The following is a 16,233-nucleotide window of genomic DNA, read 5'->3' as shown; positions in this document are numbered from 1 at the left end:
GCCTAGCCGGCGGCAGGCTTCACCGCTTGGAGGCCGAATGATGAATGTCGACACCGAGGACGGACTGGCCGTCTGGGATTGGGCCGAGGGTTGCGAGCTGCCGGGTGGAAGCCTCGCGCTGGAGCGCCTCGGCGTTGGCCACCGGTGCGAGACCTGGCTGGTCTGGTCGGTCGCGTTGTGGTCCCCCGCCGTACTCAAGGCCGCCCGTCCGCATCAGATCCACCATCCCCGCGCGATGAAGTCGCTCCAGCGGGAGACCGTCGCCCTGGCGGGCAACAGCCACCCGTCTCTCCCACGTCTGCTGGCCGACGGCACCGGCGACCCGATCCCACACGTCCTGCTCGAGTACGTCGACGGCCCGACGCTGACCGAGGAGCTGGAGGAGAACGGCGTACTGACCGCCGAAGAGACCGCGCTGCTCGGCGCGCAACTGCTCCCAGCCCTGATGGCGCTCCACAACCGCGGTCTGGCCCACTTGGACGTCAAGCCGGACAACATCGTCCTTCGCGACGCCCGCCCGGTCCTGATCGACTTCGGCAGCGCTCGCCGGATCGGCAGCGAGCAACCGCCGGGTCACCCGGTCGGGACCGTCGGGTACGCCTCCCCCGAGCAGGAGGCGTGCGAGCCGGTGTCCGTCGCGATGGATCTCTACAGCCTCGGCCAGACCCTCGCCGAGGCGGGCGCCGAGCTGCCCGCGAGCCTCCAGGGACTGCTCGTGCCGCAGGCGGGCCGGCGGCTCACCACGGCCGAGGCACTGACGGCCCTGGCCGAAACCGCCGGCGCGCTCCGCCCGTGGCCTGCCTGGCTCAGGGCGTGAGGTCCAGCGCCGCGCGACCCTCGGGGAAGTAGGTCGGCACCGAGACCTGGTCGTGGACGACCATCCACTGGCCGTCGATCCGCTGCCAGGCCGCCGTCCAACGGACCCATTGGTTGGTCTTGGGACCGTTCACCACCGTGCCGCTGATCCGGTTGACGGCGAACACGACCGCAAGGTCGCCGTCCACGAGCACTGTGAGGTCGCGGACCTCGTAGTCGATCGGCAGCTGATAGATCGTGAAGACCTTCTCCCAGTTCCGCCACTTCGCCTCCGCGCCCAGATGCCGCAGCGGCGCTTCGATGTCGAACGAGACCACGTGCGGCGCGAAGATCGTCTTGACGGCCCCCATGTCACCGGTCCGGATAGCACCGACCAGCGTGTTGATCCGGTCCCGGATGTCGGCTTCGTCTGTTGCGTGTTGAGTAGTCATGATCAGTACGACGGAACGGTCGGCCGGACTGTGATGACCTCACACTTCGGTACGGCGTCTCGTCGTACCGAGGAGAGGTGGAACCGACGAAGGGAAGCACCATGACCGGGGACGACCAGGTCGAGCCGGGCCTGAGCGCGATCATGAGCGAGCGGCGGCAGCTGATCAACCTCGCCTACCGGCTCCTCGGCTCGCTTGCCGACGCGGAGGACGTCGTCCAGGAGACGTACGCGCGCTGGTACGCGATGCCGAGCCGCGAGCAGGAGGCGATCGACTCCCCCGGCGCCTGGCTGACCAAGGTCGCCAGCCGGATCTGCCTCGACCTGCTGCGCTCGGCCCGGGTCCGGCGCGAACGGTATGTCGGCGAATGGATCCCGGAGCCCCTGCCGGAGAACGCCGACTGGCAGGCGGGCACCGACCCGGCCGATCGGGTCACGCTGGACGAGTCGGTGAGCATGGCGTTCCTCGTCGTCCTCGACGCGATGACGCCGGCCGAGCGGGTCGCGTTCATCCTGCACGACGTCTTCCGGTACCCGTTCCCCGAAGTGGCCGAGATCGTCGGCCGGACCCCTGCGGCGTGCCGTCAGCTGGCGTCCTCGGCCCGGCGCCGGATCAGTGAGGCGCAGACCCCCGCACCGCCGACGGCCCGGCGCGCCGAGCTCATTCGCCAGTTCAAGGAGGCGTGGGAGGCCACCGACATCGCGACCCTCGTCAATCTGCTCGACCCCGACGTCACCGCGGTCGCCGATGGTGGCGGCGTCGTGATCGCCGCGCTCGAGCCGGTCCATGGTGGCGCGAACGTTGCGCAGTACTTCAGCGGCCTGCCGATCCTGGACTACGGCCGCACGCTGGTGGAGCGGACCGTCAACGGCCAGCCGGGCCTGGTGATCGAGTTCGAAGGCGTCACCGAGACGGTGATCGCGTTCGACATCGCCGCGGACCGGATCACGAACATCTGGGCGGTCCGCAACCCGGAGAAGCTGCGCCCCTGGACGAGCTGACCGGCGTCAGACTCGGCCGCTGACGAAGCTGAACAAGGTTCGGCCCGGGACCAGGGGTCGTGGTTCGCCGATGAAGCGATGGACGCCGACACCGAAGCCCGCGTCCGGATCGGACACCCACACCCGCTCGAACTCCCGCTCCTCGAACCACGCACAGATCTGCGGGACCAGGTCCGGATCCTCGCGGTGCCGCGTCCAGATCAGCGTCGCGCCGGTTTCACACAGTTGCGGACACGAGTCGATCGTGGCCTCGATGTCCTGGTCCGAGATGTTGCCGAAGACCCCGCACACCAGGACCACGTCCGCCGGCGCCATCCCGCCGTACTGATCGATCAGTGCGGCGTCCCCGGTCACCACTTCGACCTGGTCCCGCAGGCCGAGGTTTCGTGCCCTCGCGTCGGCGAACGACGACAGGCGCGGGTCCAACTCGACCAGCCTGGCCCGGACGTCGCTACGCCGCGGATGCTCGGCCATCACATCGAGCACATCCCGTCCTTGCCCAGCGCAAAGACTGATCACCCGCACCGCACCAGCCGGCGCCCGGTCCAACGCGGCAAGCACTTGCCCTTGAACGACTGCCAGCCGCCGTGCCAACCCCGACCCCGGCTGGTCATAATTGTTATGCCATCTCTGCCAATCCATGCCGGCAACCTAGCGCCGCCCTCGGACAGCCTGACCACCTACCGGTCGTCGTTCCCGGCTTCTGTAATCTCCCGGTGACGGAGAGGCACGGAACTTCCCCGGGCGGTCAGCAGTTGTCCTTGATGGGCGCCGAATCGGACCAGGCGTGGCGAGCGAAGGAGAGTCATGAGTAGGCGTGTCGAGCAGAAGGCCAAGGCCCGCGAGCGGATCGCGGCGCAGCTGGCCGCTCAGCAGCGGGCGGAGCGACGCCGGCGGCTTCTGCTGGCGGTCGGGGCCGTCGTGGTCGTCATCGTCATCGTCGGCGGCCTGGTCGCCGTCCGCCTGGCCGGTGGCGGCAAGAAGACCACGACCGGACCGTCGGGTGCCGCCGACAGCCAGATCGTGACCGCACTGTCCTCCATCCCGGAGTCGACCTTCGCCGCGGTCGGCTCGGCCGGCGTCCAGGCCGCACCGTCGCCCATCACCGCCCCGCCCCTGACGTCGGGCGGCAAGCCGAAGGTCCTCTACATCGGCGCCGAGTACTGCCCGTTCTGCGCGGCCGAGCGGTGGCCGGTCACGGTCGCACTGTCCCGGTTCGGCACCTTCAGCAACCTCGGTACGACGCACTCCTCCGGAAGCGACGTGTATCCGAACACCCCGACCCTGTCGTTCCACGGCTCCACCTTCACCAGTCAGTACCTCGCCTTCACCGGCGTCGAAACCACCACGAACGAGCAGGTCAACGGCCAGTACGCGCCGCTCGACACCCCGACGGCCGAGGATCAGAAGACGTTCGACACCTACAACGCGCCGCCGTACGTGAAGACCGGTGGCTCGATCCCGTTCATCGATCTCGGCGGGAAGTTCGTGTCGTCGGGCGCGACGTACAGCCCCGAGATCCTGGCCGGGAAGACCCAGGCCGAGGTCGCGGACGCGCTCAAGGACCCGTCCAACCCGATCGCGAAGGCCGTCATCGGGTCCGCCAACGTCTACACCGCCGCGATCTGCAAGATGACCAACAATCAGCCGGCCAACGTCTGCTCGACCGAGCCGGTGACCGCGGCCGCGGCCAAGCTCGGGAGCAGCTGAGCGATGAGCGGCACCACACAGCGCTCCGAGAAGGCGACGACCGGGCTCGGCTGGATCCCGTGGACCATCCTGGCCCTCTCGATCGCCGGTCTCGCGGTCGCGTCGTACCTGACCTATGAGCACTTCACCGCCGGCACCACGCTGGCCTGCCCCAACACCGGGGTGGTCAACTGCGCGAAGGTCACCAGCAGTCAGTACTCCAAGGTCTTCGGCATTCCGGTCGCCCTTCTCGGCCTGGCCTTCTTCGCCGGCATGACAGCGCTCTCACTGCCTCCGATGTGGCGTACGTCATCCCCCTGGCCGAGCCGCCTCCGGCTGACCGCCGTCGTCGTCGGCGTGGTCTTCGTCTGCTACCTGATCTGGGCCGAGCTGTTCCAGATCGACGCCATCTGCCTGTGGTGCACGGTCGTCCACGCGCTGACCCTCGTGCTGTTCGCCCTGGTCATCATCCGCCAGGCGCTGGATCCCGACGGCGGCTGAGACCGACCGGAGCCGGGTACTGGTGAAGCATGCAACCCGACGAGTTCGCCGGAGCAACGCGCTGGGTCCCGCAGAACGGCGGGATCCGGAAGCTGCGCGCGGCCCTGCCAGACTGCCGCGGGTGCGACCTGCAGGAGTACGCCGAGCGGGTCGTGCCCGGCGAAGGTCCGGTCCGGGCCCGGATGATGCTGGTCGGTGAAACGCCCGGCGACGTCGAGGACAAGGAAGGTCACGTCTTCGTCGGGCCGGCCGGACGCCTGCTCGACAAGGCTCTGGCGGAGGCCGGCATCGACCGCTCGGAGGTATACCTGACCAACGCGGTCAAGCACTTCCGCTTCGAGCGCCAGGGCAAGCGCCGCATTCACAAGACCCCGGCCGTCGGCCACATCGTCGCGTGCCACCCGTGGCTGGACCGCGAGCTCGCGATCGTGAAACCCGAGCTGGTGGTGGTCCTCGGCGCGGTGGCCGCGCGCTCGTTGCTAGGAACCGGCTTCAAGGTCACCGAACACCGCGGCGAGCGGGTCGAACTCCCCGACGGCCGCGCCGCGGTCGCGACCGTCCACCCGTCCGCGGTGGTCCGTTCGCAGGAGTTCCGCCGCGACTTCGCCGACTTCGTCAAGGACCTGCGCGCCGCAGCCGGCCTCCTGGCATAACGGGAGGTCGCCCCCACGCCGGGGCGACGTGAGGGCGACCAGATCCGGTAGGGGGTCAGGTGAAGATGCTGACGCCCCCGGGACCGACCAGCAGGCCGATCACGATCAGTGCCGCGCCCCACAGCAACTGGCCGCGGAAGAGCGAGACGATTCCCGAAATGACGAGGATCGCAGCGATGATCCACAGAATGAGACCCATGGTCCTTCCCATCTCTCCGGCCGGGCGGAACCCGGCGGCTGAACTCCCCGTGCACGACCTCCGGTGCCCCACCCCAAACGCTGCAAACAACCTCGCGCATCCGCCGCGAGCCCTTCAGCCGGTTCAGGCACCGGCCTCGAGCTCGGCGAGGTCGCGCACTGCATAGCGGTGATGCTCGGCCTCTTCCTTGAGCACCACCTTGAGGCAGCGGCGCACGACGTATTCCTGGTCGGGATACGAGTCCGCCGGCTTGCGACGACAGACCCGATCGAGCTCGGCCTCGGTGAGCCCGTCGACGACACGCCGCATCGTGGCCATGCGGACGAACCGCGCCGCCAGCACCTCGTCGAGAGTCGGGGTGGCTTCGAGGGTGAGGCCGAGCTTCGCCGACGCCTCAGGCGGCATCCCGCCGATGGGGAAGCCCAACGGGTGATACGGCGTTTCCTCCTCGAGCACGGCATTGCCGAGCCAGGCATCGCTGCCGTGCAGCAGGTGTCGTTGGGTCTCGACGTACGACCACTCGCCGTCGACCTGCACGTGCAACTTTGCCTCGGGCAACAACCGGGCGCGGTCGTGCGTCGTCTGCCACATCTTCTCGATGGCGTCCCACACAGCCCGGTAGTCGTCGGGGGACCCGGCGTCACGCGCGAGTGCCCGGGTGGGGTACTGCCGGTCGAGCTCGGCCTCGACGTAGGCAGTCACGTCGACGTCGTTGACGACAACACGCTCGAAGGCGCCGCCGAGGGAGACCTCGCTCCCGTAGCAATCGACGATCTTCAGACCGCTGACCTCGCAATCGCGGATCTCGAGCCCGGCGAGCTCACTCGACCGGATGCGGGCACCACGGAACTGGTCACTCTCGGCGTACTCAGCAGACATCGAAGCAGTCTCTCGCACCCGCCCGGCCCGCGCCAAGTGGCAACAAAGTGTTCAGCGCTCTGCATCAGACGCAACCCCCAGAACCAGTGGCGACCTGATCACCTGAGGACGTGCAGGGTCGGCCGATAGGTGAGTTCTTGGATGTTGCCGTCGAGGGTCCGGGACTCGAGCAACTCGAGATCGAAGTCGGCCGTGCCTCGGAAGACCGGGTTCGCTCCGGTCTGACCGGTGAGGACCGGGAAGACCGTCACCTGGACCCGGTCGACCAGACCGGCGGCCAGCAGAGCGCGGTTGAGCGAGATGCTGCCGTGCGAGCGCAGCGGTACGTCGGACTCGTCCTTGAGCCGGGCAACGAGGTCGATGGCGTTGCCCGAGGCAATGGTCCCGTCCACCCAGTCGAGGGGTTCGTCCAGGGTGTTCGACACCACGGTTGCCGGCAACTCCAGCATCCGGCTGACCCAGGGGTCGTAGATCTCGGAACCCTTAGGGAACGTGGCCAGCATCCCCGCGAACATTCGGTACGTGCTGGCCCCGAAGACCATGCGCTGCTTCTCGCTGTACTGCGCGAGGCGGTGTTCCAGAAACTCGGGTCCCTGCTTGCCCCAGTAGCCACCCCAGTCGCCGCCGCCGGGCGAGCCGAAGCCGTCGAGCGTCGAGAAGACGTCGAACGTATACGTAGCGGTCACGATGTGCTCCTCTGATCAATGCGGCACTCTCGGCCGCCTCACTCATGCTACGAACGCCTCACCGCAGATCCGACACGTCCTCGAGCAAGAGTTCTGGCGTCGACCCCGTGACCGACGGTGGCCACTCCGGGCCGACTGCCACCAAAGAGCGACCGCATGAAACGTCGGCGTGCGGGCACTCGGTGGGAAAGCGAGTGATCGGAGAACTGTGAAGATCGGGTATTTCCTGTCCAGTGAGGAGTACACGCCGTCCGAGTTGCTCGAGCAGGCGAGGCTTGCCGAGGAGGCCGGGTTCGACGGGCTGTGGATCAGCGACCACTTCCATCCGTGGAACGACGAGCAGGGGCAAAGCGCGTTCGTGTGGTCGACCATCGGTGCGATCTCCCAGGTTTGTGAGCTGCCGGTGACGACGGCTGTCACCTGTCCGACCGTGCGGATCCATCCGGCGGTCATAGCGCAGGCTGCCGCGACGAGCGCCGTACTGATGAACGGGCGGTTCACGCTCGGTATCGGCACCGGCGAGGCGCTCAACGAGCATGTGGTCGGGTCCGTGTGGCCGACCATCGACGTACGACTCGAGATGGTCGAGGAAGCGGTCGAGATCATGCGCCGGCTGTGGACGGAGGAGGGGTTCGTCTCACACCACGGCAAGCACTACACGGTCGACACCGCCCGGATCTACACCCGGCCAGAGGCGCCGCTGCCGATCTACATGTCCGGATTCGGGCCGGAGGCAACGGATGTCGCGGCGCGGATCGCGGACGGCTACATCACCACGACGCCGGACGCCGAACTGCTGGAACGGTTCCGCGACAACGGCGGCGGGGACAAGCCGGCGCAGGCCGGGTTCAAGGTCAGCTACGCGCCGAGCGAGGCCGAAGGTGTCGAGCAGGCGCACCGGATCTGGGCCAACTCGGGCCTCCCGGGTGAACTCGCCCAGGTGTTGCCGTCCCCTCGGCACTTCGAGCAGGCCAGCCAACTGGTGACCAAGGAGTCGACCTCCCAGTCCGTCGCCTGCGGACCGACGGCGGACGTCCACGTCGACGCCTTCACGCCGTACGTCGAGGCCGGCTTCGACGAGGTCTATGTCGCCAACATGGGGCCGCACTCGATCGACATGATGAACCTCTACCGCACCGAGGTCCTCCCCGAACTCCGTCGCACCAACCGCTCGTAGGCGTCAGACCGCGGTCAGCTCGACGCAGCACTCGCCACTCTCGGGATCCAGTACGGCGTGGATGGCCGTCGCCTGGAGCCCGGAGACCACTCCGCTCACGAATGCATGGTTGATGCCGCAGACGGCCTCGGGCTGTGACTGCGCGAGCGGGTGGAACGGGCAACTCTGCAGCCGGACGCAGCCCGGGCGTGGACGGACCGGCTCGAAGCCGACGCTCGCCAACGTCGCCTCGGACATCGTCAACGCCCGCTCTGCACTCAAGCGGCCCGGGCGGGTCCGATCCCGCTCCTGCTCGCCGACCCGCTCGCCGTGCCGGAAGGCTGCCCGGCGCGCCGACTCCAGCGGACTGACGTCGTCCTGATCGAGGACGCCGTCGAGCAGGATCTCGGCGAGCAGGTCCGGCCGGCGCGGCGGGATCGACACCTGCAGGTCGGTCGCGACCGGCTCGTACATCTTCGGCGCCCGGCCGACCCTGCGGATCCCGCCGGCACGGTCGTAGTGAGCCCGCAGCAGACCGGCATCGACCAGGCGCTCCAGATGGAACGCGGCCAGCTTCCGCGAGATCCCCACCTCGGCCGCCGCCTCGTCCCGGCTGATCGCCCGGCCGGCCCGACGGCAGAAGTCGAACATCCGGCGCCTGGTGTCGTCGCTCAGCACCGACACCGCCTGGATCGTCGCGTCCGCTCCGCTCCCCCGTGCTCTCACCGATCCACCATAACGGACATCACCATTGGCGAAAAGCATCGGCAGTTGCCCTTCAACCCTTGACCTGTGATCCGCAATAAGACCAAACTCCATTAGTGGAACAGGGAGGCCCCGGTGTCCGATCGGTCCGCTGCGGCGAAGCGTCCGGTGAGTGCGTTGCTGACCGGTCCGTACGGTCATCCGTTCCATCCGATCCTGGTGACGATCCCGATCGGCGCGTGGGTGGCCAGCTTCGTCTTCGACATCGGGTCGCGGGTGGCCGACGCCGCGTTCCTGGTGCAGGCGTCGGTCTGGCTGATCGTGATCGGCATCGTCGGCGCCGTCGCGGCCGCGAGCGTCGGTCTGCTCGACTTCTTCGCCATCCCGTCGGGCACCCCCGCGTTCCGCACCGGCCTCGTCCACCTGATCCTCAACGTCGCTGTCACCGTGGCGTACGTCGTCAATGCCTTGTGGCGCCGTGGATCCGAGGCCGACCAGGTCCCGGTCGGCCCGATCGTGCTGTCCGCGATCAGCCTCGGAGCCCTGACGGTCTCGGGCTATCTCGGGGGCAAGCTGGCGTTCCGGTACGGCGTCCGCGTCGCCGAGGAGCATGACCAGGCCGAAGGCTTCGAGCCGAGGAGATGACATGGGTATCGCAGCACTCGTCACGTGGCTGATCACCGCGCTCGGTGGCTTCTTCCTGCTGTACACCTGGATCAGCAACGGCGGCCCTCGCAAGCCGAGCTCGAGCCACTTCCCGCCGGCACTGATCTTCGGCCACTTCGCCCTGGCCGCGATCGGTTTGGTGCTGTGGATCATCTACCTGATCGTCGACAGCGACACACTGGCCTGGATCGCGTTCGTCCTCCTGCTCCCCGTGGCTCTTCTCGGCTACACCATGTTCTTCCGCTGGCTGCCGACGTACCGGACGCGGACCGAGGCACCGGCCGCCGACGCGCCGGCGGAGCGTCACTTCCCCATGGCGGTCGTCGGCGGCCACGGCTTGTTCGCGTTCGTGACTCTGGTCCTGGTCCTGCTGACAGCGCTCGAAGTCGGAGGGAGCTGACCTAGGACCTCGTCAGTTCGCCGACGGGCAATGCCGCTGCCACGGTGTTGCCTGTCGGTGCCAGCGGGCACGTCCAGAGTGGACTGTAGGCACACGAGGGGTTGTAGGCGAAGTTCAGATCGACGACGAGCCAGCCTTCGCGGACGTCCCCACCGAGGTCCGCGCCCTTGACCGTGTCGAGCAGATAACGCCCACCGCCGTACGTGCGCTCACCGGCGAGCGAGTCCTTGACCGGCACGAACAGGCCACCGCCGTACGACTCGAGCCACCACACATCCAGGTCACCCACGGTCGGCACGTGCAGGACTCCGGCCCGGGTGAACGGAATCACGCCATCCGTTGCCGAGGGCACCTCCCATCGCACCGGCTCGACATCCGTGTCGATGGCGACCTCGAAGCGCAATTCCGGCCGATAGGCCCCGATCTCAGGGCCCTTGTAGGCGTCGCGATCTTCCACCGGCGATGCGGGATGGGTCATCAGCAACTCGTCGCGCCCGGCCCGCCACACCGCGTGTGCCGTGGCCGGATCACTCTCCGCCCGCACCGCCCCGTAGAGCGCGAACACTCGGCGCCGCCAGTCGGTCACATCCAGCACGGAGGCGTACTGCACCTGATCGTCCTTCACACTGCCTCTCCTCTCCGGTTGCTCACCCACGACACTACGGAGCCGACCCCAACGGCGTGATCGCCGCCCACGGACGACGTACTCGCGGAAGCGGCGGGTACGCGATCCGGCGGTCAGCCCGGTGGGATCACCCGACGGCTCGGGCGGATTTGTCCCAGTTGTCGTGCAGGCGGTCGAGGTAGGACTGAGCTTGTGTGCCGGCCTTCGCACCCTTGGCGAACGCCCGCATGTTCCCGGCGCCGGTGTTGTAGCCCAGGGCAAGCAGTTCGTCCTTGGTGTACCGCTGGCTTCGCTTGTCGGGCAGGCGCTTGGCCAGGTCGTGCAGATGCCAGGCCGCGGCCTCGATGGCCAGGCCCGGATCGTCGGGCAGTTGCTCCCACTTCCGCCCGGCGAAGTCGCGCCCGCGCTTGCTGTCGTCGAAGGCGGCCCGATGCATGTTCGCGATGCCGAAGGCGGGGTCCGAGTCGACCTGCGCCCACGAGCGCTCGAACTTCGGGTCGTGCGGCTTGTACGCCTCGTTGTACAGGATTGCCATCAGCAACTGTGGACGGATCCCGGCCTGACCGGCGTACCGGCGTACCTGCGGGGCGAAGTGGGCCGGGTCGTAGTCGTCGTACCAGGGCTTCGCGGCGGGCGTCGGACTGACAGTCCGCTGGGGCGTCGCCGAGGGAGTGGGCTGGGCGGTCGCGGTCTCCGCGGTCTTGCGGTCGCCGTCGTGGCGTGCGGCCCAGACGCCCACGACCACGACTCCGACCGCCACCCACCACCAGCCCTTCGCCACCCACCCAACCTAGTCAATCGCGCAACGGAACCAAGTCACGTTCGGCCTGAACCGCCGGGTTCGTACGCCGTACGACACCAAATGCGATCAGCGCAGCGGCGACCAGCAGCGCCGCGCAGAGCGTGAAGCCGAGGGCGTAGCCGTCACTGAGCGCTTGGGGTGTCACGGATTTCCCGCTGCGATCGTGAGCCGCAGTGCCGACAGCGGCCAGTCCGAGCGAGGCGCCGAGCTGACGGGTGCTGTTGAGCAGACCTGAGGCCATGCCCGTCTCGCGGGGATCGACGCCCGCGGTCGCGGTCGCCACCACCGGACCGAGGCAGAGCCCGAAGCCGACGCTGGCGATGATCGACGGGCCGAGGATGTTCGTGAGGTAACTGCCATCGGCGGTGATCAGGCCGAACCAGGCGAATCCGGCGGCCGTCAGCAGTGCGCCACCGGCCAGGAGGGTGCGGGCGGGAAGCCGGTAGCCGAGCTTGACCGCGAGTACGGCGCCGACGACCACGCCCAGCGCGAACGGCAGGAACATCACCCCGGTCTCGGCCGGCCCGATCCCGAGCACGCGCTGAAGGTAGAGGGACGTGAAATAGAAGGCCGAGGCCATGGCTGCGCCGACCAGGAGGTTGAAGGCGTTCGCGCCGGAGACCGAGCGATTGGCGAACAGGCCCAGCCGAATCAGCGGTTCGCGGCGGGTGGTCTTCTCGACCGCGATGAAGGCCGCCAGCAGTGCGACGGCGATCAGCAGCGTCACGAGCGTGGTCGCCGAACTCCACGGATACCTGTCGGTGCGCACCACGCCGTACACGAGCAGTGTCATTCCCGCTGTCGCGAGAACTGCACCCAGCACGTCCGGGCGGCCGGCGCGGGCGGTCGTCGAGTCGGTGGGGACGCCACGCCAGGCCAGTGCCAGCGCGACGGCGGCCATGGGGACGCTGACGAACATGACCCAGCGCCAACCGGCGTACTGGGTGAGCAGGCCGCCGGCGAGGACACCGAACGCACCGCCCGCCGCGTTCATCGCGCTCCAGACCCCGAAGGCGCGGATCCGCTGTTTGCCGGTGGGGAAGGTTGCTGTCAGCAACGAGAGCGCGGCGGGGGCGAGGGTGGCGGCGCCGATGCCCTGCGCGGCGCGGGCGGCCACCAACTGGCCGGGCACCTGGGCGAACCCGCCGGCGAGCGACGCGAGGCCGAAGACCACGAGTCCCAGCTGCAGGACCCGCCGGCGCCCGTACCGGTCCGCGGCCTTGCCACCGAGCAGGAGCAGCCCGCCGAACGTCAGCGCGTAGGCGTGGATCACCCAGGTCAGGCCGAGGGCGCCGAACCCGAGGCCGGTCGCGATCTGCGGGAGGCCCACGTTCACGACCGAGAGGTCCAGCGACACCATGAACTGCACGACCGCCACGGCCGTGAGGACGAGCCCGGTCCGGGCCATTGCAGTGTCTGTCGACTTTTCGAACATGTTCCGAAAGTAGCATTACTATGAACGGACCGCCAAAGGTTTTCGGCCTCGTCCGACGGCGGACGGCATGATGGGGCCCGTGGCTCAACGCAACGCAACGAACGGCCGCACCGGCCGGCCGCCGGTCACGTCGCGCGCCCAGATCCTGGTCGCTGCGCGTCAGCTGATCGACCGGGACGGCTGGGAAAAGCTGACCGTCCGCCGGTTGGCCGCCGAGCTCGGCATCGGTCCGACGACCATGTACCACCACGTCCGGGACAAGGAGGACCTGCTGCTGCTCCTGCTGAACGAGTACGCGGCCCAGATCCCGCGCCCCGACCTGCCGAGCGATCCGCGCGACCGCGTCGTCGCGGCCGGTCTCGCGATCCACGACGCCCTTGCCGACTGGCCGTGGGCCGCCGAAGTCCTCACCGCCGACGGTTTCATGGGCCTCATCGGCCCGTCGGCCCTCTGGATGGTCGAAACCATCGTCGACGCGACCGTCGAGGCAGGTCGTACCCCGGATGAGGCCGTCTACGTCTTCCGAACCATCTGGTACTACACCGTCGGCGAGATCCTGGTCCGGGCCCACTCCCCCCGCCGGCCCCTGGACCGCGACCCGTTCTTCACCACCCTCGACTCCACCCAAACCCCGCAGCTGGCGGCCATAGCCAACAGTTGGCCCACCCTCGCCGCCCAGAACACCTACCCCCAGGGCCTCCAGGCCCTGGTCAACGGCCTACTCCCCCGCGACTAATCGCAGCAACCGTCAGTGCAGGAGGCGCCACAGCCGCAGGTCGCCGTGGCGGTGGCGCCGGGGATGGGTGAGCAGCAGCCTTTGCCTTGCCAGGCTTCGACGCCTTCGCGGATGGCGACCGCGGCAATGACCAGGCCGGCGATGGGGTCAGCCCAGGTCCAGCCGAGGGTTGCATTCAGGACGAGGCCGACGAGGAGTACGGCGGACAGGTACGTGCAGAGCAGGGTCTGGGTGGAGTCGGCGACAACCGCGTTCGAGCCCAGGGCCTTGCCGGTACGGCGCTGGGCCCAGGAGAGGAACGGCATCACGATGAGCGACGCGATCGCCAGGCCGATTCCGACCCGGGACACGTCGGGATGGGCACCGGTGACGAGCGCGCGGACCGATTCGAAGGAGACGTAGGCGGCCAGCGCGAAGAACGAGAATGCGAGCAGACGCAGCGCCTGGTGCTCACGGCTCTCGGGCAACCGGTGACGGAACTGCCACAGGATGATCAGGCCGCTGGAGACCTCGACCACCGAGTCGAGGCCGAACCCGATCAACGCAACCGATCCCGCGACGAGACCCGCGCTGACGGCGACGACCGCCTCGACGATGTTGTAGGCCACCGAGACCCCGGCGAGTAGCTGCGCCCGTCGGCCGAGCCGTCGCCGCTGCTCTGGGTCTGTCGTCCACGAACCGGTCGGAGCGCTCGTGATCCGGAGCGGCTCGGTCATGACCGGCTCGCCGCCTCGCCGTAGATCGGGCAGAGGACGACCGCGTCGCCGGTCAGGCCCAGGAGGCGCTCGGCGGCGGTCAACAGCGCGAGGGTCGCCTCGGGATGGGTGAGGCTGAACAGCGACGCCCGACCCTGCGGCCGGGACTCGACGAGACCGCAGTCCCGCAGACACGCCAGATGCTTCGACACCGTCGACTGCGCCAGACCGAGATGCTCGGTCAGATCCACCACCCGGTGCTCCCCCAGCGCTAGGTGCCGGACGATCGCCAGCCTCGACGAGTCACTGAACCCGTGAAACAGACAGGCGGCCGCGGAGAGCGCGGCCGCCTCGTCGACTACCTCGGACTCGACACCAGTCGACGCTGTCATCGCCATTCGGCGATGTTATCACCGACCCTGGAGCACCTTGAACAGGTCCGTGTGGTCGTTCGTGCCGAGGACCGCGTCGGCGCCGGGACCCTGGGCCCAGACCGGTACGACGGAACCCGTGTGCTGCTGGCTCGGCGGCGTACCGACCGGAGCCTTGCCGTCGCCGCCGAAGCCGGCGGTGCCGTAGGTCAGGGTGAGCGTCTGACCGTCCTTGGTGGTCAGGTTGGTCGAGTAGCCGGTCGGCAGACCCGAGCCGGACGCGTCCTCGCCGACGATCTGGCTGGTGTGCGAGTGGTCCGCGGTGACGACCACCAGGGTGTCGGGGTGGGAGCGCTGGTAGTCGAGCGCGACGCCGATCGCCTTGTCGAAGGCGACAGTCTCACCGATCTGGCCGCACGCGTTCGTGGCGTGGTCCTGCTTGTCGATCGAGGCGCCCTCGACCTGCAGGAAGAAGCCCTTGCGGTTCTCCAGCAGCTTGATCGCCTTGGTGGTCATGTCCGCCAGGCTCGGCTCGTTCGCCGGACGCTGGTTCTCCTTGCACGCCGCCGGCGTGTTGCTCTTGCCGAGCGCTGCGGACGGCCCGGTCCACTCCAGCGACATGTTGCTGCTGTTGAACAGGCCGAGCACCGGCTTGCCGCTCTTCACCGAGTCCAGGCCGGCCGCGTCGGTCACGTACTGGATGCCCTGCGTCTTCGCCTGGTCGACTACCGTCTTGCCCGCGAACGGACCACCGGTGATCGTCTGCTCGAAGCGGCCGCGGCCACCACCGAGCAGGACGTCGACCTTGTGGTCCACCTGCTGCTCCGCGATCGAACCCAGGCCACCCGCGGCCTTCGTCTCCTTCGCGCAGGCGGTCATGTCGGCCGGTCCCTGGCACCCGCGCAGCGAGATGTGCGACGTCAGCACCGCCGGCGTGGCGTCGGTGATCTCAGCCGTCGAGACGTCTCCGACCTTCAGGCCGCGCTTCTGCGCCAGCTCCAGCACCGTGGTGAGGTTGGTGCCGGGTACGTCGATGGCGCTGCTCGGCCCCTGCGAGATCCGCTCGTCGAGGGTCTTCTTGCCGGTCGCCCAGCTCGAGCCGGTCGACGCCGAGTCCGGGTCGTAGTCGGGCTTGTACGGCGGCTTGGCGGCCGGCTTCACCGACCACGTCGTGTCGAAGCCGGTGTACCGGGCCCGGTCGACGTTCAGCTTGTTCTGGACACCCTGGTAGTAGCGCGCGGCGGTGATCTCCTGCGTCCCCATGCCGTCGCCCAACAGGAAGATCACGTTCTTCGGCCCGGCCGGCGCGGACTGCGCCTCCGCGCCCTGCGCCGACGAGAACGCGCCACTGGCGGCGGCCGAAGCCATACCTGCCGCGGCGATCACCGTGGTCGCGGCGAAGGCGGCCACGACGGCCTTTTTCCTGATCATTTCGGGCCTTTCTGCTTGGACGGAACACCCGGAACGTATGCGTGATCTCGGGACAACAGGTGACCGCCAAGCAACGAACAGATGACACAAGCAGCGCGCCAGGTGGGGGCACCGGGGTCACCGACTGGCGGACTGCGGTTAGTATTGGAACCGCACCGACATCGGCGACGCCGATCGCCGCGGATTCTGCTGGAGCTCACGGCCACCGACTGATGGTCATCGGTCCCCCGTACATTGGCCGGTCTCGTCGGAATCGACGGACCGACCATCTCGCGATGGACTGAGCCAGTCTCGCGGTGGGCTTCGTCGGACACACGGCGTCTCGTCGACGGCATCACGCCGTACGGTGCGCGTTT

21 protein-coding genes are annotated in these 16,233 nt (G+C 68.5%); 9 read left to right on the top strand and 12 right to left on the bottom strand.

The window, feature by feature from the left end; genetic code table 11:
* The first annotated feature begins 37 nt into the window (after positions 1 to 37).
* Positions 38 to 817 carry a serine/threonine-protein kinase gene (locus OG558_RS33580; RefSeq protein ID WP_329477426.1) on the top strand — a complete coding sequence of 260 codons (780 nt, stop codon included), beginning with the start codon at positions 38 to 40 and terminating at the stop codon, positions 815 to 817.
* On the opposite strand, the gene OG558_RS33575 is transcribed toward OG558_RS33580, so the two are convergent.
* Positions 807 to 1,247 carry a nuclear transport factor 2 family protein gene (locus OG558_RS33575; protein WP_329477428.1) on the bottom strand — a complete coding sequence of 147 codons (441 nt, stop codon included), beginning with the start codon at positions 1,245 to 1,247 and terminating at the stop codon, positions 807 to 809. The two genes, OG558_RS33580 and OG558_RS33575, sit on opposite strands and share 11 nt — an antisense overlap.
* Positions 1,248 to 1,348: 101 nt before the next feature.
* Here OG558_RS33575 and sigJ point away from each other — a divergent pair, with 101 nt between their 5' ends.
* A complete protein-coding gene (gene sigJ, locus OG558_RS33570) occupies positions 1,349 to 2,248 on the top strand; it encodes an RNA polymerase sigma factor SigJ (RefSeq protein ID WP_405066563.1) in 900 nt (299 codons plus the stop codon).
* Positions 2,249 to 2,254: 6 nt separating this feature from the next.
* On the opposite strand, the gene OG558_RS33565 is transcribed toward sigJ, so the two are convergent.
* Positions 2,255 to 2,890 (bottom strand): class I SAM-dependent methyltransferase family protein, encoded by a 636-nt coding sequence (locus OG558_RS33565; protein WP_405066562.1) that lies wholly within the window; start codon positions 2,888 to 2,890, stop codon positions 2,255 to 2,257.
* A gap of 165 nt (positions 2,891 to 3,055) precedes the next feature.
* Here OG558_RS33565 and OG558_RS33560 point away from each other — a divergent pair, with 165 nt between their 5' ends.
* The 3 genes from OG558_RS33560 to OG558_RS33550 are packed head-to-tail and all read left to right on the top strand — an operon-like array spanning position 3,056 to position 5,091.
* Positions 3,056 to 3,958 carry a DUF929 family protein gene (locus tag OG558_RS33560; protein WP_405066561.1) on the top strand — a complete coding sequence of 301 codons (903 nt, stop codon included), beginning with the start codon at positions 3,056 to 3,058 and terminating at the stop codon, positions 3,956 to 3,958.
* 3 nt (positions 3,959 to 3,961) lie between these two features.
* Positions 3,962 to 4,438, top strand: coding sequence for a vitamin K epoxide reductase family protein (locus OG558_RS33555; protein WP_329477438.1), 477 nt, complete (start codon positions 3,962 to 3,964; stop codon positions 4,436 to 4,438).
* Between the two features lie 29 nt (positions 4,439 to 4,467).
* Positions 4,468 to 5,091, top strand: a complete 624-nt coding sequence (locus OG558_RS33550) for a UdgX family uracil-DNA binding protein (RefSeq protein ID WP_405066560.1) — start codon at positions 4,468 to 4,470, stop codon at positions 5,089 to 5,091.
* 55 nt (positions 5,092 to 5,146) lie between these two features.
* Here OG558_RS33550 and OG558_RS33545 read toward each other — a convergent pair whose 3' ends face one another.
* The 3 genes from OG558_RS33545 to OG558_RS33535 form a co-directional block, all read right to left on the bottom strand.
* Complete coding sequence (locus OG558_RS33545) at positions 5,147 to 5,290, bottom strand: GPGG-motif small membrane protein (RefSeq protein WP_329477442.1); 144 nt, start codon at positions 5,288 to 5,290, stop codon at positions 5,147 to 5,149.
* Positions 5,291 to 5,413: 123 nt separating this feature from the next.
* The gene (locus tag OG558_RS33540; protein ID WP_405066559.1) at positions 5,414 to 6,169 is read right to left on the bottom strand and encodes a DinB family protein; all 756 of its coding nucleotides are present in this window, start codon (positions 6,167 to 6,169) and stop codon (positions 5,414 to 5,416) included.
* 98 nt (positions 6,170 to 6,267) lie between these two features.
* Positions 6,268 to 6,855 carry a dihydrofolate reductase family protein gene (locus OG558_RS33535; protein WP_329477446.1) on the bottom strand — a complete coding sequence of 196 codons (588 nt, stop codon included), beginning with the start codon at positions 6,853 to 6,855 and terminating at the stop codon, positions 6,268 to 6,270.
* Positions 6,856 to 7,063: 208 nt separating this feature from the next.
* On the opposite strand from OG558_RS33535, the gene OG558_RS33530 reads away from it, so the two are divergent.
* Positions 7,064 to 8,032 carry a TIGR03557 family F420-dependent LLM class oxidoreductase gene (locus tag OG558_RS33530; RefSeq protein ID WP_405066558.1) on the top strand — a complete coding sequence of 323 codons (969 nt, stop codon included), beginning with the start codon at positions 7,064 to 7,066 and terminating at the stop codon, positions 8,030 to 8,032.
* A gap of 3 nt (positions 8,033 to 8,035) precedes the next feature.
* On the opposite strand, the gene OG558_RS33525 is transcribed toward OG558_RS33530, so the two are convergent.
* Positions 8,036 to 8,737, bottom strand: coding sequence for a helix-turn-helix domain-containing protein (locus OG558_RS33525; protein WP_329477450.1), 702 nt, complete (start codon positions 8,735 to 8,737; stop codon positions 8,036 to 8,038).
* A gap of 114 nt (positions 8,738 to 8,851) precedes the next feature.
* Between OG558_RS33525 and OG558_RS33520 the strand changes: the two genes are divergently transcribed.
* Entirely contained in the window at positions 8,852 to 9,361 is a 510-nt protein-coding gene (locus OG558_RS33520; protein ID WP_405066557.1) for a DUF2231 domain-containing protein, read from the top strand.
* Position 9,362: 1 nt separating this feature from the next.
* Positions 9,363 to 9,782 (top strand): hypothetical protein, encoded by a 420-nt coding sequence (locus OG558_RS33515; protein WP_405066556.1) that lies wholly within the window; start codon positions 9,363 to 9,365, stop codon positions 9,780 to 9,782.
* A gap of 1 nt (position 9,783) precedes the next feature.
* Here OG558_RS33515 and OG558_RS33510 read toward each other — a convergent pair whose 3' ends face one another.
* The 3 genes from OG558_RS33510 to OG558_RS33500 all read right to left on the bottom strand — a co-directional run bounded on the left by OG558_RS33510 (position 9,784) and on the right by OG558_RS33500 (position 12,644).
* A complete protein-coding gene (locus OG558_RS33510; RefSeq protein ID WP_405066555.1) occupies positions 9,784 to 10,407 on the bottom strand; it encodes a DUF1684 domain-containing protein in 624 nt (207 codons plus the stop codon).
* Between the two features lie 127 nt (positions 10,408 to 10,534).
* Entirely contained in the window at positions 10,535 to 11,188 is a 654-nt protein-coding gene (locus OG558_RS33505) for a transglycosylase SLT domain-containing protein (protein WP_405066554.1), read from the bottom strand.
* Between the two features lie 13 nt (positions 11,189 to 11,201).
* Positions 11,202 to 12,644 (bottom strand): MFS transporter, encoded by a 1,443-nt coding sequence (locus tag OG558_RS33500; protein WP_405066553.1) that lies wholly within the window; start codon positions 12,642 to 12,644, stop codon positions 11,202 to 11,204.
* A 79-nt stretch (positions 12,645 to 12,723) separates the two neighbouring features.
* On the opposite strand from OG558_RS33500, the gene OG558_RS33495 reads away from it, so the two are divergent.
* A complete protein-coding gene (locus tag OG558_RS33495; protein WP_405066552.1) occupies positions 12,724 to 13,380 on the top strand; it encodes a TetR/AcrR family transcriptional regulator in 657 nt (218 codons plus the stop codon).
* Here the strand turns inward: OG558_RS33495 and OG558_RS33490 are convergent.
* From OG558_RS33490 to OG558_RS33480, 3 genes are read right to left on the bottom strand one after another with little or no spacing between them, the layout of a single operon-like run.
* A complete protein-coding gene (locus tag OG558_RS33490; protein WP_405066551.1) occupies positions 13,377 to 14,096 on the bottom strand; it encodes a cation diffusion facilitator family transporter in 720 nt (239 codons plus the stop codon). The two genes, OG558_RS33495 and OG558_RS33490, sit on opposite strands and share 4 nt — an antisense overlap.
* Entirely contained in the window at positions 14,093 to 14,473 is a 381-nt protein-coding gene (locus OG558_RS33485) for an ArsR/SmtB family transcription factor (RefSeq protein WP_405066550.1), read from the bottom strand. Before OG558_RS33485 ends, OG558_RS33490 begins: the two co-directional genes overlap by 4 nt.
* A 12-nt stretch (positions 14,474 to 14,485) precedes the next feature.
* Positions 14,486 to 15,877, bottom strand: a complete 1,392-nt coding sequence (locus OG558_RS33480) for an alkaline phosphatase (protein ID WP_405066549.1) — start codon at positions 15,875 to 15,877, stop codon at positions 14,486 to 14,488.
* Between the last annotated feature and the right edge of the window lie 356 nt (positions 15,878 to 16,233).

It is taken from the genome of Kribbella sp. NBC_01510, from assembly GCF_045040325.1.
Classification (GTDB): Bacteria; Actinomycetota; Actinomycetes; order Propionibacteriales; family Kribbellaceae; genus Kribbella.
Note: the sequence above shows the minus strand (reverse complement) of the source record. Positions and strands in the feature narration are given on the sequence as shown.

Excerpts from the sequence above, each read along its gene's own strand:
- OG558_RS33485 (WP_405066550.1), bottom strand. The coding sequence starts at position 14,473 with ATGGCGATGACAGCGTCGACTGGTGTCGAGTCCGAGGTAGTCGACGAG.
- OG558_RS33550 (WP_405066560.1), top strand. The coding sequence starts at position 4,468 with ATGCAACCCGACGAGTTCGCCGGAGCAACGCGCTGGGTCCCGCAGAAC.
- OG558_RS33555 (WP_329477438.1), top strand. The coding sequence starts at position 3,962 with ATGAGCGGCACCACACAGCGCTCCGAGAAGGCGACGACCGGGCTCGGC.
- OG558_RS33480 (WP_405066549.1), bottom strand. The coding sequence starts at position 15,877 with ATGATCAGGAAAAAGGCCGTCGTGGCCGCCTTCGCCGCGACCACGGTG.
- OG558_RS33575 (WP_329477428.1), bottom strand. The coding sequence starts at position 1,247 with ATGACTACTCAACACGCAACAGACGAAGCCGACATCCGGGACCGGATC.
- OG558_RS33500 (WP_405066553.1), bottom strand. The coding sequence starts at position 12,644 with ATGTTCGAAAAGTCGACAGACACTGCAATGGCCCGGACCGGGCTCGTC.
- OG558_RS33580 (WP_329477426.1), top strand. The coding sequence starts at position 38 with ATGATGAATGTCGACACCGAGGACGGACTGGCCGTCTGGGATTGGGCC.
- OG558_RS33560 (WP_405066561.1), top strand. The coding sequence starts at position 3,056 with ATGAGTAGGCGTGTCGAGCAGAAGGCCAAGGCCCGCGAGCGGATCGCG.
- sigJ (WP_405066563.1), top strand. The coding sequence starts at position 1,349 with ATGACCGGGGACGACCAGGTCGAGCCGGGCCTGAGCGCGATCATGAGC.
- OG558_RS33515 (WP_405066556.1), top strand. The coding sequence starts at position 9,363 with ATGGGTATCGCAGCACTCGTCACGTGGCTGATCACCGCGCTCGGTGGC.
- OG558_RS33565 (WP_405066562.1), bottom strand. The coding sequence starts at position 2,890 with ATGGATTGGCAGAGATGGCATAACAATTATGACCAGCCGGGGTCGGGG.
- OG558_RS33545 (WP_329477442.1), bottom strand. The coding sequence starts at position 5,290 with ATGGGTCTCATTCTGTGGATCATCGCTGCGATCCTCGTCATTTCGGGA.
- OG558_RS33490 (WP_405066551.1), bottom strand. The coding sequence starts at position 14,096 with ATGACCGAGCCGCTCCGGATCACGAGCGCTCCGACCGGTTCGTGGACG.
- OG558_RS33540 (WP_405066559.1), bottom strand. The coding sequence starts at position 6,169 with ATGTCTGCTGAGTACGCCGAGAGTGACCAGTTCCGTGGTGCCCGCATC.